Origin of the sequence: Leisingera caerulea DSM 24564 (assembly GCF_000473325.1) — a bacterium.
In the GTDB taxonomy this organism is placed as follows: Bacteria; Pseudomonadota; Alphaproteobacteria; order Rhodobacterales; family Rhodobacteraceae; genus Leisingera; species Leisingera caerulea.
Genome location: NZ_KI421513.1, coordinates 532,193 through 548,111 on the forward strand (window position 1 = coordinate 532,193; position 15,919 = coordinate 548,111).

General features: G+C 64.5%; 17 protein-coding genes. 4 read left to right on the forward strand and 13 right to left on the reverse strand.

Annotated features, from left to right (window positions below):
- Positions 1-9 precede the first annotated feature (9 nt).
- Genes ubiA through CAER_RS0109790 form a run of 3 tightly spaced genes read left to right on the forward strand, consistent with a single transcriptional unit; the run spans position 10 to position 3,251 of the window.
- Complete coding sequence (gene ubiA / locus CAER_RS0109780; RefSeq protein ID WP_027235183.1) at positions 10-972, forward strand: 4-hydroxybenzoate octaprenyltransferase; 963 nt, start codon at positions 10-12, stop codon at positions 970-972.
- Between the two features lie 60 nt (positions 973-1,032).
- Positions 1,033-2,940: an OmpA family protein gene (locus CAER_RS0109785; protein ID WP_027235184.1), complete on the forward strand. Its 1,908-nt coding sequence runs from the start codon at positions 1,033-1,035 to the stop codon at positions 2,938-2,940.
- Positions 2,937-3,251: a hypothetical protein gene (locus tag CAER_RS0109790; protein WP_027235185.1), complete on the forward strand. Its 315-nt coding sequence runs from the start codon at positions 2,937-2,939 to the stop codon at positions 3,249-3,251. The genes CAER_RS0109785 and CAER_RS0109790 overlap by 4 nt, the downstream gene beginning before the upstream one ends.
- Before the next feature lie 307 nt (positions 3,252-3,558).
- Here the strand turns inward: CAER_RS0109790 and CAER_RS0109795 are convergent, their stop codons facing one another.
- From CAER_RS0109795 to CAER_RS0109845, 11 genes are all read right to left on the reverse strand, one after another.
- Positions 3,559-4,005: a molybdenum cofactor biosynthesis protein MoaE gene (locus tag CAER_RS0109795; protein ID WP_027235186.1), complete on the reverse strand. Its 447-nt coding sequence runs from the start codon at positions 4,003-4,005 to the stop codon at positions 3,559-3,561.
- Between the two features lie 4 nt (positions 4,006-4,009).
- Positions 4,010-4,255, reverse strand: a complete 246-nt coding sequence (gene moaD / locus CAER_RS0109800; RefSeq protein WP_027235187.1) for a molybdopterin converting factor subunit 1 — start codon at positions 4,253-4,255, stop codon at positions 4,010-4,012.
- The gene (gene pgsA / locus CAER_RS0109805) at positions 4,255-4,926 is read right to left on the reverse strand and encodes a CDP-diacylglycerol--glycerol-3-phosphate 3-phosphatidyltransferase (RefSeq protein WP_027235188.1); all 672 of its coding nucleotides are present in this window, start codon (positions 4,924-4,926) and stop codon (positions 4,255-4,257) included. Before pgsA ends, moaD begins: the two co-directional genes overlap by 1 nt.
- 137 nt (positions 4,927-5,063) lie before the next feature.
- Entirely contained in the window at positions 5,064-6,953 is a 1,890-nt protein-coding gene (gene uvrC / locus CAER_RS0109810; RefSeq protein WP_036797638.1) for an excinuclease ABC subunit UvrC, read from the reverse strand.
- 311 nt (positions 6,954-7,264) lie between these two features.
- The gene (locus CAER_RS0109815; RefSeq protein WP_084299512.1) at positions 7,265-8,068 is read right to left on the reverse strand and encodes an SDR family oxidoreductase; all 804 of its coding nucleotides are present in this window, start codon (positions 8,066-8,068) and stop codon (positions 7,265-7,267) included.
- Positions 8,069-8,072: 4 nt separating this feature from the next.
- Positions 8,073-9,035 (reverse strand): calcium/sodium antiporter, encoded by a 963-nt coding sequence (locus tag CAER_RS0109820; RefSeq protein WP_027235191.1) that lies wholly within the window; start codon positions 9,033-9,035, stop codon positions 8,073-8,075.
- Positions 9,032-9,205 carry a hypothetical protein gene (locus tag CAER_RS30155; protein WP_027235192.1) on the reverse strand — a complete coding sequence of 58 codons (174 nt, stop codon included), beginning with the start codon at positions 9,203-9,205 and terminating at the stop codon, positions 9,032-9,034. Before CAER_RS30155 ends, CAER_RS0109820 begins: the two co-directional genes overlap by 4 nt.
- A gap of 1 nt (position 9,206) precedes the next feature.
- Positions 9,207-10,004 carry a S49 family peptidase gene (locus CAER_RS0109830; RefSeq protein WP_027235193.1) on the reverse strand — a complete coding sequence of 266 codons (798 nt, stop codon included), beginning with the start codon at positions 10,002-10,004 and terminating at the stop codon, positions 9,207-9,209.
- Between the two features lie 331 nt (positions 10,005-10,335).
- Positions 10,336-11,097, reverse strand: a complete 762-nt coding sequence (locus tag CAER_RS0109835) for an ABC transporter permease (protein WP_027235194.1) — start codon at positions 11,095-11,097, stop codon at positions 10,336-10,338.
- Entirely contained in the window at positions 11,094-12,053 is a 960-nt protein-coding gene (locus CAER_RS0109840) for an ABC transporter ATP-binding protein (protein ID WP_027235195.1), read from the reverse strand. Before CAER_RS0109840 ends, CAER_RS0109835 begins: the two co-directional genes overlap by 4 nt.
- Before the next feature lie 123 nt (positions 12,054-12,176).
- Complete coding sequence (locus CAER_RS0109845) at positions 12,177-12,698, reverse strand: CoxG family protein (RefSeq protein WP_027235196.1); 522 nt, start codon at positions 12,696-12,698, stop codon at positions 12,177-12,179.
- Positions 12,699-12,888: 190 nt separating this feature from the next.
- Here CAER_RS0109845 and CAER_RS0109850 point away from each other — a divergent pair, with 190 nt between their 5' ends.
- A complete protein-coding gene (locus CAER_RS0109850) occupies positions 12,889-13,563 on the forward strand; it encodes an NAD(P)-dependent oxidoreductase (RefSeq protein ID WP_027235197.1) in 675 nt (224 codons plus the stop codon).
- Between the two features lie 219 nt (positions 13,564-13,782).
- Here the strand turns inward: CAER_RS0109850 and CAER_RS0109855 are convergent, their stop codons facing one another.
- Both CAER_RS0109855 and pobA read right to left on the reverse strand, forming a co-directional pair.
- The gene (locus CAER_RS0109855) at positions 13,783-14,643 is read right to left on the reverse strand and encodes a crotonase/enoyl-CoA hydratase family protein (protein WP_027235198.1); all 861 of its coding nucleotides are present in this window, start codon (positions 14,641-14,643) and stop codon (positions 13,783-13,785) included.
- 91 nt (positions 14,644-14,734) lie between these two features.
- Entirely contained in the window at positions 14,735-15,916 is a 1,182-nt protein-coding gene (gene pobA / locus CAER_RS0109860) for a 4-hydroxybenzoate 3-monooxygenase (RefSeq protein WP_027235199.1), read from the reverse strand.
- Positions 15,917-15,919 lie beyond the last annotated feature (3 nt).

Here is a 15,919-nt window from a genome sequence, read left to right on the forward strand (position 1 = left end):
GTCCTACATATGCAAGGCCAGAAGCCAGCGCCAGAGGGTCAGGTCGCGGATGCGGTCACCGGAAACTGGGTCGACACTCATGCGCCGGAATGGACGCGGCCCTATCTGCGGCTCTCCCGTGCTGACCGGCCGATTGGTACCTGGCTGTTGCTGATCCCCTGCTGGTGGGGGCTGGCGCTGGCAGTCCTGGCGGATCAAAGCCCGCACTGGCAGGATCTGTGGATCGCCATCGGCTGCGCCGCCGGCGCCTGGCTGATGCGCGGCGCGGGCTGCACCTGGAACGATATCACCGACCGCAACTTCGACGGCCAGGTCGAGCGCACGCGCTCGCGCCCCATTCCGTCGGGCCAGGTGACGGTCAAGGGCGCGCTGGTCTGGATGGGGCTGCAGTGCCTCTTGGGGCTGATGATTCTGCTGACTTTCAACCAGGCGGCCATCGCCATGGGCGTCCTGTCGCTGCTGCCGGTCGCGGTCTATCCCTTTGCCAAGCGGTTCACTTGGTGGCCGCAAGTGTTTCTGGGCCTCGCCTTCAATTGGGGCGCCATGCTGGCCTGGGTGGCGCACACCGGCTCTCTCAGCTGGCCGCCGGTGCTGCTGTATCTGGCCGGCATCGCCTGGACTCTCTTTTATGACACCATCTATGCCCATCAGGACACCGAGGACGACGCTCTGATCGGGGTGAAATCCACCGCCCGGCTGTTCGGGACACAAACGCCGATGTGGCTGCGCCGTTTCATCGTGGCCTTTGTCTGCCTGATGGCAGTGGCGGTGATCGGCGCGATGCTGGAGAGCGCTTCTGTGCTGGCGCTGGTGCTCGCGCTGGCCGCGCCTTGGGCGATGGGCTGGCACATGACTTGGCAGCTGCGCGCCTTTGACGCGGAAAATAATGCTCGGCTGCTGCAGCTGTTCCGGCTCAACCGCGATACCGGCCTGATTCCGCTGATCTTCTTTGTCCTGGCCATGTTCGTGTGATTGAACAGCAGCCCCGTGCGGGGTAAGAGCCTGTAACGCAAACTGGGAATGTGCCGCCATATGCGCTTGTCTAAGCTGATGATCCCGGGCCTGGCCTTTGCCGCCGCAGCCGGGCTGAGCCTTGTTGCCGCCGGCTTTGCCGTGACCGCAGTGGAACGGAGCACCGAAAGCGGGGTGCGCCAGGCACTGGACGGCGGCGGCTATACCTGGGCCGAGGTGACGGCGGACGGGCTGCAGGTGCTGCTGGAAGGCACCGCACCCGATGAGGCCACCCGGTTTTCGGTCAAATCGCTGGTGGGCACAGTTGTCGACGCGGCCCGGATTGTGGACGGGATGGAAGTGCCCCCTGCCGATGGCCTGGCGCCGCCGCGGTTCTCGGCGGAAATCCTGCGCAATGACGGCGGCATTTCCATTATCGGACTGATCCCCGCAGGCTCCGGTCGCGCCGCGCTGGTCCAAGAGCTGGAGGGCCTGGCCGGGCCGGAAAACGTGGCCGACTTCCTGGAAACCGCGAAGTACGGCATTCCCGAAGGGTGGCCGGAGGCAATGGATTTTGCGGTGGAGGCGCTGAAACTGCTGCCGCGCGCCAAGATTTCTGTTGAGGCAGGGGAGGTCTCGGTGACCGCCATCTCCGGCAGCGAGGAAGCCAAGGCGCAACTGGAAGAGCAACTGGGCCGAAGTGCGCCGCCGGGATTGCGGCTGGCGCTGGACATCGCCGCGCCGCGGCCGGTGATCACGCCGTTCACCCTGCGCTTCCTGCTGGACGGCAACAGCGCGGAGTTCGACGCCTGCTCCGCCGAAAGCGAGGACAGCCGCGACCGCATTCTGGCCGCCGCCCGCAAGGCCGGGCTGCAGGGCGAGGCGGACTGCGTGATCGGCATGGGCGTGCCCTCGCCCAACTGGGCCCGCGCGGCAGAGCTGAGCATTGCCGGCCTGGCGGAACTGGGCGGCGGCTCTGTCACCATCGCCAATGCCGATATCACGCTGGTGGCGGCAGAAGGCACACCGGACGCGCGCTTTGATCACGTGGTGGGCGAGCTGGAAGGCGCCCTGCCCCGCGTCTTTGCTTTGCACGCGGTGCTGCCGGTGCCAGAGGCGCAGAATGCCGGCGGCGTGCCGGAATTCACCGCCACCCTCAGCCCCGAGGGCCAGGTGCAGCTGCGCGGACGCCTGTCCGATGCCGCACTGCGCAAGGTTGCGGACAGCTACGCCAAGGCACGCTTCGGCTCCGGCAACGTCCACACCGCTGCGCGGGTGGCCGCCAACCTGCCCGCAGATTGGCCGGTGCGGGTGCTGGCGGGTCTGGAAGCACTGTCCTATCTGCAGCGCGGCGCGGTCACGGTGACTCCCGGGAACGTGGAGCTGCGCGGCATGAGCTACCGCAAGGACGCGCCGGCGGAGATCGCCCGCTTCCTGTCAGCCAAGCTGGGCGAGGCCGAGACCTATGGGCTCGACATCACCTACGAGAAGCCGCCGGAACCCAAGGACAAGCCATTGCCGCCGGAACTGTGCGAGGCGCAGCTGGCCAGCGCGCAGAGCGAAGGCAAGATCACATTCGAGCCCGGCTCTGCCACGATTGCGGCGGACAGCGCCGGAACCATGGACCGGATCGCCGAAATCCTGGGCCGCTGCGGCCCGGTGCGGCTGGAGATCCAGGGCCACACCGACAGCCAGGGCCGAGAAGCGATGAACCAGAACCTCAGCCAGGCGCGGGCCCAATCGGTGCTGAACGAGCTGCGGGCGCGGCGGGTGGTGACCTCGACCTTTGCTGCCAAAGGCTATGGCGAAAGCACCCCGATTGCCGATAACGGCACCGAGGAGGGCCGCGAGGCCAACCGCCGCATCGAATTCAAGCTGATCCGCCCGGCTGCTTCGGCGGAAAGCCCTGGAGGCAGCACCGGTGAAGACCGCACCGGCGAAGAGGCCGCCGACGGCTCAGAGGACGCACAGGAGACTACAGAGCAATGAACAGGACCGAGTTCATCATCACCACCGCGATCATCCTGTTTGCGGCCTTTGCCCTGGGCTGGTTCGCCAACTGGCTGGTGCACCGGTTTACCCGGGTCAGGCAAAGCGATGTAGCCGACCTCGACCGGATGAGTCAGGAGCTGCACGAGGCGGAGGAAACCCGCGACCAGGCGATCACCTATCTGCAGCAGCGCGAGGCGGAGCTGACCAACCAGCTGACCCAGACCGAAGCCGAATTGCGCGCCGCGATGGACGGTCTGCGCGAGGCCCGCCGCGAGGCGGAAGAGCTGCGCGGCCAGATCCCGCACTGAGCGGTCGAACGGGGCACTCCCGCGCCTGCAGGCCGCGCTGACGCGCGGCGTTGGCCGCTTCGCACCGCCGGCGGGTCAAGGAGGCCGCAGGCGCCGCGATGCGCGCTTGTCCCTGACGCGCCATTCTTCAATCAAACTTGGAACAGGCCTGGATAGGCAGACCTGACCGTTCAGGCCCTCTCTGCAGAATGAAAACGCCGCGCGTCAGCGCGGCGCCGGGCCCAACAGACGGAGATCATCTGTGAGGATCGCACAGCTGGAGGGAGCCCCCCCGACACGGTTGCGCAGGTTGCACCGGATACGCGGATCACCAGCGCTTCAAGGCGTCTTCGTCGGCGTCCTTGGCGGCCACCCAGTCCGAGCCGCCGCTGGCCAGGATTTCCTTCTTCCAGAACGGAGCACGGGATTTCAGGTAGTCCATCAGGTACTCCGCCGCCTCAAACGCATCCTTGCGGTGGCGGGCGGCGGTGGCGACCATCATGATGCGCTCACCCGGGGCCAGGCGGCCGTGGCGGTGGATCACCAGCGCATCCGCCAGCGACCAGCGTTTCACAGCTTCTTCAGCGATGGCTGCCAGCGCCTTCTCGGTCATGCCCGGGTAATGCTCGATCTCCATCGCAGCAAGCCCCCCCTGATCGGCATCGCGGACAACGCCGGTGAAAGTCACCACCGCGCCCGCGCCCTCCACACCCGCGGCGAAGGCATCGCTTTCGGCCCCCAGCTCAAACGGCGCTTTCTGGACGGAAATCCGCATCGCGTCAGCCCCCGGTCATCGGCGGAAAAAAGGCCACCTCGCGCACCCCTGCCAGGGGCGCATCGAAATCCGACAATTCCTGGTCCAGCGCCACCCGCAAGGCAGAGAGGTCAGCAAAGGCAGCAGCATAACGCTCTTCCCGCGCGCGCAGTTCCTCGACCAGATCTGCCACCGTGGCGGCAGAGGTCTCCACCTGTTCGCGCGGCAGGCCGATGCGTTCGCGCACCCAAGCGAAATACAGAACGTCCATCAATGTGCCTCCTTCAGATGCGGCATTGCCTTGCGCAGGTAATCCAGCCCGGTGAGCGCGGTCAGCGCTGCCGCAATCCATAGCAGCCACAGCCCGATGCGGCCGGTCCAGAACACCCCGGCCTCCTTCCATCGCAGCCCGAACAGGTCTTCAAGCTCGCCGGCAATGATCTGGCTGTAGATCTGATCATCCATGCCAAAGGACGACATCACCAGGTAATGCTCGAAGATGCCTTGCGAGAACAGCGTGGCGATGGCGAGCATCTGAGCGGTCGTCTTCCACTTGGCCAGCTTGGTGACCTTGAGCGTGCCGGCGGTGTCGCCAAGGTATTCGCGCAAACCCGAGACGAACACCTCGCGGAACAGAATCACCGTGGCGGGCAGCACCAGCCAAGGGGTCCAGTGCTCAGCCGAGTAGCCGACCAGGATCATCAGCGCGATAACCACCATCGCCTTGTCGGCGATAGGGTCCAGCATCGCGCCCATCTTGGTCTCCTGCTTCCAGGCCCGGGCCAGGTAGCCGTCAAACCAGTCTGTCACCGCGGCGGTGATGAACAAAAGCAGAGCGAACCAGTCCGCATATGGCCGCGAAAAGTAGAGGAACATCACCGCTAGGCCGGGCGCAGCGATGAGCCGCAGCAGGGTGAGGATATTTGGCAGGTTCCATTTCATGCGGGCACATTATCCGGCTGGCTGGCGCGTGGGAAGCGGATGGCAGACAAAAATCCGCCCCGCGGGGCCGGATGCCTCCGGCGGGGATATTTTTGGCCAGATGAACAAGGGAAGGTTCCGGTTTTCAAGGGCTTATCTCAACTGCTGGCATGGAAGTGGTCGTAGATGCGTTCGGCCAGCGCCTCGGAGATGCCCTCCACCGCCTTGAGGTCAGCCAAGTTTGCGCGGCTTACCGCCTTGGCGCTGCCGAAATGGGCCAGCAGCGCACGCTTGCGGGAGGCGCCAACCCCGGGGACCTCGTCAAGCGGTGTGGCGCTGACGGCCTTGGCGCGTTTGGCGCGGTGGGTGCCGATGGCGAACCGGTGCGCCTCATCCCGCATCCGCTGGATGAAATAGAGCACCGGATCATTGCGCTGCAGAGCAAAGGCAGGCGCACCGGGGCGGTAGAATTCCTCCTTGCCGTGATCGCGGTCCACGCCTTTGGCGACACCCACCATCGGGATATCCTGCACGCCGTGCTGCTCCATGATTTCTGCCACGGCCGAGACTTGCCCGGCGCCGCCGTCGATCAGCAGGAGATCCGGCCACAGGCCCTTGCCGCGGTCCGGATCCTCTTTCAAGAGACGCGAGAAGCGGCGGTTCAGCACCTCTTTCATCATCCCGAAGTCATCGCCCGGCACCAGATCGTCGCCCTTGATGTTGAACTTGCGGTAGGAGTTTTTAATGAAGCCCTCCGGCCCCATTACGATCATGCCGCCCACCGCATTGGTGCCCTGAATGTGTGAGTTGTCGTAGACCTCGATCCTGTGCGGCGGGCCCTCCAGGCCAAAGGCCTCGGCCAGGCCGCGCAGCAGCTTTGCCTGGGTCGCGCTTTCAGCCATGCGGCGGGCCAGGCTTTCGCGGGCGTTACGCACGGCAAAGGCCACCAGTTCGGTCTTCTCGCCGCGCTGGGGCACCAGCAGCTCGACCTTGCGGTCCGCTGTCTCGCTCAACGCCGCCTCCATCAGGTCGGCGTTCTCAATTGCGTCGGACAGGATCAGCTGCCGCGGCGGCTCCTTGTTGGCATAGAATTGGCCAAGGAAAGCCTCCATGATCTCAGCCGGGCTGTTGTCGGCATCCACCCGCGGATAGAAATCCTGGTTGCCCCAGTTCTGATTGGCGCGGATGAAAAAGACCTGCACGCAAGCCTGGCCGCCGTCCATATGCAGGCCGATCACATCGGCCTCTGCCACACCGCGCGGGTTGATGCCCTGCGAGGTCTGCACCTGGGTCAGCGCCTTGATCCGGTCGCGTAAGGCGGCGGCGCGCTCGAACTCCATCGCCTCGGAGGCGGCCATCATCTGTTCCGCCAGCTCCTCCTGGATTTTAGTGGAGCGCCCGGACAGGAAGCGTTCGGCATCGCGCACGCTGACAGCATAATCCTCTGCCGAAATCAGCCCGGTGCAGGGCGCAGTGCAGCGTTTGATCTGATATTGCAGGCAGGGGCGCGTGCGGGTCTCGAACATGGAATCCGAGCAATTGCGCAGAAGGAACGCCTTTTGCAGCTGGTTCAATGTCCTGTTCACCGCACCTGCGCTGGCAAAGGGGCCGAAGTAGCTGCCCTTTTGCTTGCGGGCGCCGCGGTGCTTCTTGATCTGGGGAAAGGCGTGATCCTTGGCGACCAGAATGTTCGGGAAGCTTTTGTCATCGCGCAAAAGCACGTTGTACTTGGGCTTCAGCTGCTTGATCAGATTCTGCTCCAAGAGCAGCGCCTCGGTCTCTGTCCGGGTGGTCAAGAACATCATCGAGGCGGTGAGCGCGATCATCCGCTCAATCCGCGGGCTGTTTCCGGGCCGGGTATAATTCGACACCCGCGCCTTTAGGTTGCGCGCCTTGCCGACATAGAGCACCCGGCTGTCCGCATCCAGCATCCGGTAAACCCCGGGTGATGCGTCCAGAGTCTTCACGTAATCCTGGATCACAGCATAGCCAGTTCTGGGCTTGCAGGCGGGCGAATCCGGAGGTGTTTCGGCAGGCTGGTCGTTCATGCGCACAGACATATGATTCCCCGCCCTTGGCTGCAATGTTTGCCTGTCCGGATCAAGAGCGGGAAAATCCACGGATCTTGTGGATAACTACGGAGATAAGTTTGGGCTATCCCGCGTTTTTCCTTATTTCCGGCTGGTTTCGGACGGATGCCTATAATTTAGGCACATTGTTAAGGTACTGATTTATTGGTTTATTTTTTACCCGGCCTGTCAAGGTTCTGAAACTAAAGGCACTTTTGTAACGCTTCCGTAACGGCATCTGTACCGGTGCAAAACTTGCGGCAATGAGGAATGATTTACCCCGGTTTGCGTCATTCCAGCCCGTCGCTGTCCGGGGTCTGCCAAGCCAGGTGCTGGCCGCCGTCGACGCAGATCATCTGGCCGGTCACCGCCTTTGCCTGCAGCAAATAGGCCAGCGCCGCGGTGATGTCCTCTTCTCCGGCGCCGCGCTGCAGAATCGTGGCCTGGCGCTGGCGGGCAAATTGCCCTGCGGTTTGCCGCGGCCCCTGCAGGGTCGGACCCGGGCCGATGGCATTGACGCGGATCTGCGGCGCCAATGCCTGGGCCGCGGTGCGGGTCAGCGTCCACAGAGCAGACTTGGCCAGGGTGTAGCTCATGAATTCAGGCGTCAGCTTGCGCACCCGCTGGTCGATCATGTTGACTGCCAGCCCCCAGGCGCGCGGCTCTCCGCCTGGGTCCTGCTCAAGCGGCACATCCTGCGCCGCCATGGCCTGCAGCAGAACGAAGGGGGCCCGCAGGTTGCTGTTCAGGTGGCGGTCCCAGCTGTCCCGTGTGGCACTGGCCAGCGTGTCGTGCTCGAACACAGAGGCGTTGTTGACCAGGCAGGTTACCGGCCCGCCCAATGCCGCCGCCGCCATGGACAGCAGCGCCTGGGCCTGCGCCTCGTCCAAAAGATCCGCCTGCAGCACTGCCGCCTGGCGGCCCAGAGCGCGGATTCCACCGGCAGTCTCCTCGGCATCCTGGGCGGAGGTTGCATAGTGGACGGCAACATCATAGCCGCGCGCCGCCAGCTCCAAAGCCATTGCCCGGCCCAGCCGCCTGCCCGCTCCTGTCACCAATGCCCGCATCTGCGCCTCCCCTGCTGCTGCCGGCATAGAATTAGAACAGGACGGACATATACGCCAGATAGAGCGCGCTGAGGATAATTCCCCAGATCCGCGTGATATCCTGTTTGAAGAACACAAAAGGGATCAGCAGCAGCGAGGCGGAGAGCATCACCCAAAGGTCGAATTGCAGGAACTCAGGGTCGACACTGATCGGGCCGACAAATGTGGCAATGCCAATGATGGCCAGCAGGTTGAACATATTGGAGCCGATCACGTTGCCCAGCGCCACATCCGCCTGACGGCGCAGTGCCGCCATCGTGGTGGTGGCCAGTTCCGGCAGCGAGGTGCCAACCGCCACAAGGGTCAGGCCGATCACGGTTTCGCTGATCCCGTAAAGACGCGCGATGATCGAGGCGTTGTCGACCAGCAGGTCGGCGCCCAGCGGCAGGCCGATCAGGCCCAGCAGCAGGTAAATGCCGACGCGCCAATACGGCATGTCCGGATCGGCTTCCTCGATCTCTTCCAGGTCTGTATCCGCGGCGCAGCCGTTGCCATTACCGTTGCGGCGGTGGTTGCGCGCGTCGCGGAAGGCCACGCCCAGCACCCCGGCCAGTGCGGTCAGCAGGATCAGGCCGGACCAAAAGGTGAAAGTGCCGCTGAAGGCCAGACCAATGAACAGCACCGAGGCGCCCAGCATGAAGACATAGTTCCTGCGCGTGCTGCATTCGCTGGTGTGCAGCGCCCGCAAAAGCGCGGGGATGCCAAGCACCAGCAGGATATTGGCGGTGTTGGACCCGACCACATTGCCCATCGCGATGCCGTCTGCATCCTCGTAGACCGCGTTAACTGCAATCAGCAGCTCCGGCGCTGAGGTGCCAAAGGCCACAATGGTCAGACTGACGATCAGCGCAGGCACCCCCAGCCGCAAGCTGAGGTTCACTGCGCCGCGCACCAGCGCGTCGCCCGCCAGCAGCAGAATCACCAAACCAAGCGCCGAATACAGCCATGGCATCATTTGCCACGATCCCCTTTTCTACAGGCGCACGGCCCCTTGCCGATCTTGAAGCGGCCGCAGGACGTGCAGCGCCTGGAATTGATTTGCTTCTGACCGGGAAACCGCAGCTTGCCGAACATCGCAAGCACCGCCATCACCGCCAGAAAGATTGCAACGATCTTGAACAGCACGTCAGAGCCCGAAACGCGCGTATTCGGCACGTTCCTCGATCCCGGCCAGCGCGTCCTGAGCCATCCGCATGCCGAACCGGCTCCAGAACGGCTTTTTCAGGCCGTAGCGGCGGAAGCGGACCTTCTCGCCATAACGCTCCTGCATCTTGGGTTTCAGGTGACCGATACCGTCGATCAGCCCCAGCTCTTCAGCCCGCCGCGCCAGCCAGATCTCTCCGGTGAACAGATTCTCGTCCGATTTCAGCTTGGCGCCGCGGCGTTCGGTGACATGGTCGATGAAATTTGCGTGGATGTCGTTCAGGATCACCTTGAGGCGCTGCACGTCCTCGGGGTTTTCCGGGCGGAACGGGTCCAGCATGGATTTGCTTTCGCCGGCGGTATAGACGCGGCGCTCCACGCCCTGACGGGCCAGCAGCACATGGGCGCCAAAGCCGGCGGAGATCACCCCGACCGAGCCCAGCACCGAGCTGGCGTCAGCCCATATCTCATCCGCAGCGGCCGCCAGCCAGTAGCCGCCCGAGGCCGCAACGTCCTCGACGAAGGCATAGACCGGGATATCCAGTTCCTCAGCCAGGCGGCGGATGCGGGCTCCGATCAGCGAGCTTTGCACCGGCGAGCCGCCGGGGGAGTTGATCTCCAGCGCGACCGCGGCAGGTTTGCCCTTGCGGAAGGCACGTTCCAGGATCGGGGTCAGCGCAGCATCGCTGAGCGAGCCGCGGCCGGGCATGCCGATGGCGCCATTCAGGCGCACCACCGCCACCAGCGGCTGTCTTTTCAGGAAAGGCAGGTGAAATCTCATGGCGCCGATGTAGAGGGCCGCCCGGGGTGAAACAAGGTGCGCCGCCCGGGGATTTACGATCAAACGCAAAAACCGCACGTCCGCAGGCATAAATGCAACGCAGGTCTGCGCATGGTTGATGCCCGCGGGAGACCTCCCGCCCGTCAGGACAGCAGCTTGCAGCTGCAGCCTTCCCGTTGGGCCGGGCGCCGCGCTGCCGCGCGGCGCAGCGCATGACGCCGGCCGCGAGCGCGGCACCCGGCACGCTCAGCGTGCCAGGCCCAACCGGTAGGGGCGCCCTCCGGGCGTCCGGATCGGGCGGGAGCCCTCCCCCGCCGGTCCGCGTGCCGTTTCAGGCGCGGATGCGCCAGCCGGTTTTGAAAATCCACCAGATCACCGCCATACAGGCGAGGGTAAAGCCGCCTATCGCGCAAAGGCTCAGCAGAACCGGCACATCCGCCTGACCGAAGAATGCCCAGCGGAAGCCCGACACCAGATAGACCACCGGGTTGAACAGCGTAATTGTCTGCCAGACCGGCGGCAGCATCGAAATCGAGTAGAAAGACCCGCCCAGGAACACCAGCGGCGTCACCACCAGCAGCGGCACCAGTTGCAGCTGCTCGAAATTGCCGGCCCAGATTCCGATGATGAACCCCATCAGCGAGAAGCTGAGGCAGGTCAGGACCAGGAAAGCAACCATTGCAACGGGGTGCTGCACCGAAAGATCCACGAACAGCGAGGCGGTGCACAGGATCACCACGCCGATGAACAGCGATTTGGTCGCCGCAGCCCCGGCGAAGCCTGCGACGACTTCCAGGAAGTTAATCGGCGCCGAGAGGATCTCATAGATGTTGCCGATGAACTTGGGGAAGTAGATCCCGAAGGAGGCGTTGGAAATGCTCTGGGTGATCACCGACAGCATCACCAGCCCCGGCACGATGAAGGCGCCGTATTCGACCCCGTCGACCTCTTGGATCCGGCTGCCTATGGCGCTGCCGAACACTACGAAATACAGCGAGGTGGACAGTACCGGCGAGATGAAGCTTTGCAGAAAGGTGCGCCAGAACCGCGCCATTTCCGCCTTGTAGATAGTGGCAACCGCGGTCCAATTCATGCTGCGTCTCCCGAAGCTGAGCCTTTTGACGCTGGCCCGCCGGAAACAAGACCGACAAAGATGTCCTCCAGGCTGGACTCCCGCGTCTGCACATCCGACAGCACCAGCCCGGCCTGCGCCACATCGTTCAGCAGCGTTGTGATGCCGGTCCGCTCCGCCCGCGTGTCATAGGTGTAAAGCAGCCCGCCGCCGCCGTTGACCAGTTGCAGATTATGCTGCGACAGCGCCTCCGGGACCTCCCTGACTGGTTCGGTCAGCTGCACCTCCAGCTGTTTCTGCCCCATCCGGGCCATCAGCCGGTCCTTCTCCTCGACCAGCAGCAGCTCGCCGCCGGTGATTACGCCCACCCGGTCGGCAATCGCCTCGGCTTCCTCTATGTAATGGGTGGTCAGGATGATGGTGACACCATCTGCCTTCAGCTCGCGGACAATCTCCCACATGTCCTTGCGCAGCTCGACGTCCACGCCGGCGGTGGGTTCATCCAGAAACAGGATGCGCGGCTCATGCGCCAGCGCCTTGGCGATCAGCACCCGCCGCTTCATGCCGCCCGAAAGATCCATGATGCGGCTGTCCCGTTTTTCCCAGAGCGACAGCTTGCGCAGAATGCTCCCGACCAGTTCTGAATTGGCGGATTTGCCGAACAGGCCGCGGGAGAATGTGACCGTGTCCAGCACCTTGGTGAAGGGCTCCAGGGTGATCTCCTGCGGCACCAGCCCGATCAGCGCCCTGGCCGCGCGGAACTGGGAAACGTTGTCGAAACCGCCCACGCTGACGCTGCCTGACGTCGCGGTTGTGATGCCGCAGATGGTTGAAATCAGGGTTGTTTTTCCCGCGCCATTGGGGCCAAGAAGGGCAAGGATTTCCCCCTCTTCAATGTCGAGCGAGACGCCTTTCAGCGCCTCGAAACCGCCATCGTAAATTTTGCGCAGATCGCGGATGGAGAGGATGGCCGTCATGATGCCTCCGGGCTGGTCTCAGATCCCGGCTACCCTAGCCGCGGCGTGCCGCATCTGCCAGCCCTGTGCCGCACATCGGGCCGCAGATTGGCCTGTGCGCCTGCGCAGTGCCCGGGGCCAGGCTCAGCTGCGGCCGGTCACCTTGCTGAACCATCCTTTCTTTTCGCCGTCCTCCGGTGCTTCGCCTTCGTCACCCGCCGCGCTCTCCGGTGCCAGATGCGCCTGCAGGTTGGCAAAAAACTGGTCCGCCATCTTCTTGGCAAAGCCGTCGATGATCCGGCTGCCCAGCTGCGCCAGCTTACCGCCGACCTTGGCTTCGACATCATAGGACAGCAGCGTGCCGGCTTCCGAAGGTTCCAGCGTTACGATGGCACCGCCCTTGGCAAAGCCGGCCGCCCCGCCCTTGCCCTCACCGCTGATGGTCAGCCTCTTGTTTTCAACCAGGTCCGATAGGGTGACCTGCCCCTTGAAGGTGGCTTTGACCGGGCCGACCTTCTGAGTGACAGTGGCTTCGAATCCGTCTTCCGGGGTACCGGTCACATCCTGCGCCCCCGGCACGCAGGCCTGCAGCACCTCAGGCGTCAGCAGCGCCGCATAGACGGTTGCGGGATCGGCGGCGATTTCCTTCTGGTCACTCATCTGCATGGCGGTACCTCCCTGGCGCTGAGATGCGGTCCCCCCAGACCTAGCCGCCCGGCCCTGCCCTGCCAAGCCTGGAGTGGCAGGACCACCTGCGACCGTTAACCAGAGTCCTGCTGCAGCGTTCCAAATTAATCTTGACGTCAAGATTTATAGACACTTATCTTGATGTCGAGATTACAGAAAGGACTCACCCATGAAGATCATTCTCTTTGGCGCAACCGGTGATGCAGGCAGCGCAGCCCTGAGGGCGGCGGTGGCGCGCGGCCATCAGGTGACGGCGGTGTCCCGGCAGCCGCAAGCGCTGTCTGTGCTCAGCCCCCTGGTCACCCCGCAGCCGCTGGATTTGCTCGCCGATCCGCAAGCCGCGGCAGTGGCTGCCCGGGGACACGACCTGGCGGTCAGCGCGCTGCGGCCGCCCGCGGGACGAGAAGCCGATCTGGTACCGCTGACACGGGCAGCGCTCGACGCCGCCCGGCTGGCAGGCATTCCGGTGCTGGTGACTGGCGGCGCCGCGACGCTGAAGCTGGCCGACGGCAGCGGCCACACCGTGCTGAGCGCGCCAGGGTTCCTCCCCGAAAGCGTCCGCCCGATTGCCGAGGCCTGCGCCGCGCAGGACGCGCTGCTGGAAGCGGAGACCGAAACGGAATGGACCTGCCTGCGCCCGCCCGCGCTGCTGACAGAGGGCCCGCAGACCGGCCGCTACCGGTTCGGCACCGATACGCTGGTCACGGATGCGGACGGCGTCTCCCAAATCTCTTTTGCCGATTTCGGCGCAGCCCTGCTGGATCTGGCGGAAAACCCGCGCGGCATCCGGCAACGGCTGACCGTCGCCTGGGGCGCTCCCGCCCCCGCCCTGGCGGCCGGCTGACGCCGAGCCTTGGACGGTGTTGGGCCGGGCAGCGCGCCTAGCGCGCTGCAGTTGCGCCGAAACGGTTTATGCAAATAGAATCCGCCCTCCAGAAGGGCGCCTGTAAGATAACGCGCCTTTGGAGCAGCACCGCGCCGCGCATCAGCGCGGCGCGGTGCCCAAGGCTTTGCCTTGCATCTTCGATGCATGGCGAAGGCGCGGGAGCCCCTCCTCCCGCAGTCAACGGTTGCGTCTGGGGAGGCTCTCGTTGGCGGTCCAGTCGTAAGTGCCCTGATCCCGCTCCTGCACCGCTTGCTTCCAGCCCGCCTCTTCCGCCCTGGCCTTGAAGTTCAGCCCTTCCGGCGAGTGCCGGGTGATGCCGTCAAAGATCGTCGCCAGCCGCTGGGTCTGCATCAACCCGGTCTGCTCAATCGCCTGGTTGATCACAAGTTTCTGCATTGCCAGCTGATTGACCGGCACCGTCGCCATCCGCGCAGCCATCTCCTCGACCGCATCGTCCAGCTGCGCCGCAGGCACAGCCTTCAGAACCAGCCCCATCTCCGCCGCCTCCTTGCCGCTGATCCGGTCGCCGGTGAACAGCATCCGCTTGGCCCGCTCCGCGCCCAGCCGGTAGACCCACATCGCCGTCGTCGGACAGCCCCAGACGCGCGCGGGCATGTAGCCGATCTCCGCATCCTCCGCCATGATCGTCAAGTCCGCGCACAGGGCAATATCCGACCCGCCCGCAACCGCAAAGCCATGAACCTTGCAGATCACCGGCTTGGCCGCCCGCCACAGGGACATGAACGCCTGAGTGTTCTCCCACATAAAGCGGTAGTCTTTGATGGGGTCCCAAGGCATCGGCTGGGTTACCTCGCCGCTGCCGTTGCCCTCGGCGTAATAGGTCAGATCATAGCCCGCGCAGAACCCTTTGCCCGCGCCGGACAGGACCATCACATGCACCTGCGGGTCCGCGTCCGCCTGCGCCACCGCTGCGGCCAGATCCCGCGGCATCTCGTCATTGATGGCATTCATCACGTCAGGCCGGTTCAGCGTGATCCGCGCGATCCGGCCGTCTCTCTCATACAGTACCGTGGACATGGGCTCCTCCTCCGCTGCGCAAAGGAGACCACAGGCAGCGTCCCCCGCATAGACGGGCCGACGCAGCGTTAGATTGCCTGGCTGCTGATGCCTAGTACGGCAGCCCGACGTAATTCTCCGCCAGCGACGCCTGCGCCGCATCCGATGAGAACAGATAGTCCAAATCCGCCCGCTGCAGCCGCAGGTCGGTCTCGCTGCCCTCCGGCGCGCGGTGCAGCAGATTGGTCATCCACCAGCTGAAGCGCTCCGCCTTCCAGACCCGCGCCAGCGCCTTTTCCGAATAGCCGTCAAGCCCCGCGCTGTCGCCTTTCAGATAATGATCCAGGAACCCGTGGTAGAGATAATGGATGTCCGAAGCCGCCAGGTTCAGCCCCTTGGCGCCGGTGGGCGGCACGATGTGGGCTGCGTCCCCCGCCAGGAACAGGTTGCCATAGCGCATCGGCTCCGCCACGAAGCTGCGCAAGGGGGCGATGGATTTCTCGATCGACGGGCCGGTCTGCAGGCCTGCCGCGACCTTCTCCGGCAGACGGCGCTTCAGCTCTTGCCAGAAGGCCGCATCGCTCCAGTCCTCCACCCGGTCGGTTAGCGGCACCTGGATGTAATAGCGGCTCAGCACCCGGCTGCGCAGCGAGCACAGGGCAAAGCCGCGTTCATGGCGGGCGTAGATCAGCTCTTCCGCCACCGGCGGCGTTTCCGACAGAACCCCAAGCCAGCCAAAGGGATAGACCTTCTCGTATTCCTTCAGAACATCTGACGGGATCGACTTGCGGCTGACCCCATGGAAGCCATCGGCGCCGACGATGAAGTCGCACTCGGCCCGCTGCGCCTCTCCATTCTGCTCCCAGGTCACAAAGGGATGCACGTCCCTCAGCGCATGAGGCTGCACGTTCTGCGCCTCGTGGATCACCGTCCCGCCCATTGCATCCCGCGCCTCATAGAGGTCGCGGGTCACTTCGGTCTGGCCGTAAACCATCACCGTGTCGCCGCCGGTGTGCTTTGCCAGGTCGATCCGGTCCAGCTGGCCCTGATGGGCGATATGGAAGCCTTCGTGGATCTCGCCCTCCCGGTCCATCCGCGCACCGCAGCCCGCCTCCCGCATCAGATTGACGAAACCATGCTCCAGCACGCCTGCCCGGATGCGGCCCAGCACGTGCTCCCGCGTGTGCTTTTCCAGCACGATGGAGCTGATCCCCTTGCGGTGCAAAAGCTGCGACAGCAGCAGCCCCGAAGGCCCGCCGCCGATGATGACAACCTGCGTCTGATGCGTGGACATGCG

What these genes read in the sequence shown, in the direction of transcription:
- ubiA (WP_027235183.1), top strand. Translation starts at nt 10, where the DNA reads ATGCAAGGCCAGAAGCCAGCGCCAGAGGGTCAGGTCGCGGATGCGGTC.
- CAER_RS0109785 (WP_027235184.1), top strand. Translation starts at nt 1,033, where the DNA reads ATGCGCTTGTCTAAGCTGATGATCCCGGGCCTGGCCTTTGCCGCCGCA.
- CAER_RS0109790 (WP_027235185.1), top strand. Translation starts at nt 2,937, where the DNA reads ATGAACAGGACCGAGTTCATCATCACCACCGCGATCATCCTGTTTGCG.
- CAER_RS0109795 (WP_027235186.1), bottom strand. Translation starts at nt 4,005, where the DNA reads ATGCGGATTTCCGTCCAGAAAGCGCCGTTTGAGCTGGGGGCCGAAAGC.
- moaD (WP_027235187.1), bottom strand. Translation starts at nt 4,255, where the DNA reads ATGGACGTTCTGTATTTCGCTTGGGTGCGCGAACGCATCGGCCTGCCG.
- pgsA (WP_027235188.1), bottom strand. Translation starts at nt 4,926, where the DNA reads ATGAAATGGAACCTGCCAAATATCCTCACCCTGCTGCGGCTCATCGCT.
- uvrC (WP_036797638.1), bottom strand. Translation starts at nt 6,953, where the DNA reads ATGAACGACCAGCCTGCCGAAACACCTCCGGATTCGCCCGCCTGCAAG.
- CAER_RS0109815 (WP_084299512.1), bottom strand. Translation starts at nt 8,068, where the DNA reads ATGCCGGCAGCAGCAGGGGAGGCGCAGATGCGGGCATTGGTGACAGGA.
- CAER_RS0109820 (WP_027235191.1), bottom strand. Translation starts at nt 9,035, where the DNA reads ATGATGCCATGGCTGTATTCGGCGCTTGGTTTGGTGATTCTGCTGCTG.
- CAER_RS0109830 (WP_027235193.1), bottom strand. Translation starts at nt 10,004, where the DNA reads ATGAGATTTCACCTGCCTTTCCTGAAAAGACAGCCGCTGGTGGCGGTG.
- CAER_RS0109835 (WP_027235194.1), bottom strand. Translation starts at nt 11,097, where the DNA reads ATGAATTGGACCGCGGTTGCCACTATCTACAAGGCGGAAATGGCGCGG.
- CAER_RS0109840 (WP_027235195.1), bottom strand. Translation starts at nt 12,053, where the DNA reads ATGACGGCCATCCTCTCCATCCGCGATCTGCGCAAAATTTACGATGGC.
- CAER_RS0109845 (WP_027235196.1), bottom strand. Translation starts at nt 12,698, where the DNA reads ATGCAGATGAGTGACCAGAAGGAAATCGCCGCCGATCCCGCAACCGTC.
- CAER_RS0109850 (WP_027235197.1), top strand. Translation starts at nt 12,889, where the DNA reads ATGAAGATCATTCTCTTTGGCGCAACCGGTGATGCAGGCAGCGCAGCC.
- CAER_RS0109855 (WP_027235198.1), bottom strand. Translation starts at nt 14,643, where the DNA reads ATGTCCACGGTACTGTATGAGAGAGACGGCCGGATCGCGCGGATCACG.
- pobA (WP_027235199.1), bottom strand. Translation starts at nt 15,916, where the DNA reads ATGTCCACGCATCAGACGCAGGTTGTCATCATCGGCGGCGGGCCTTCG.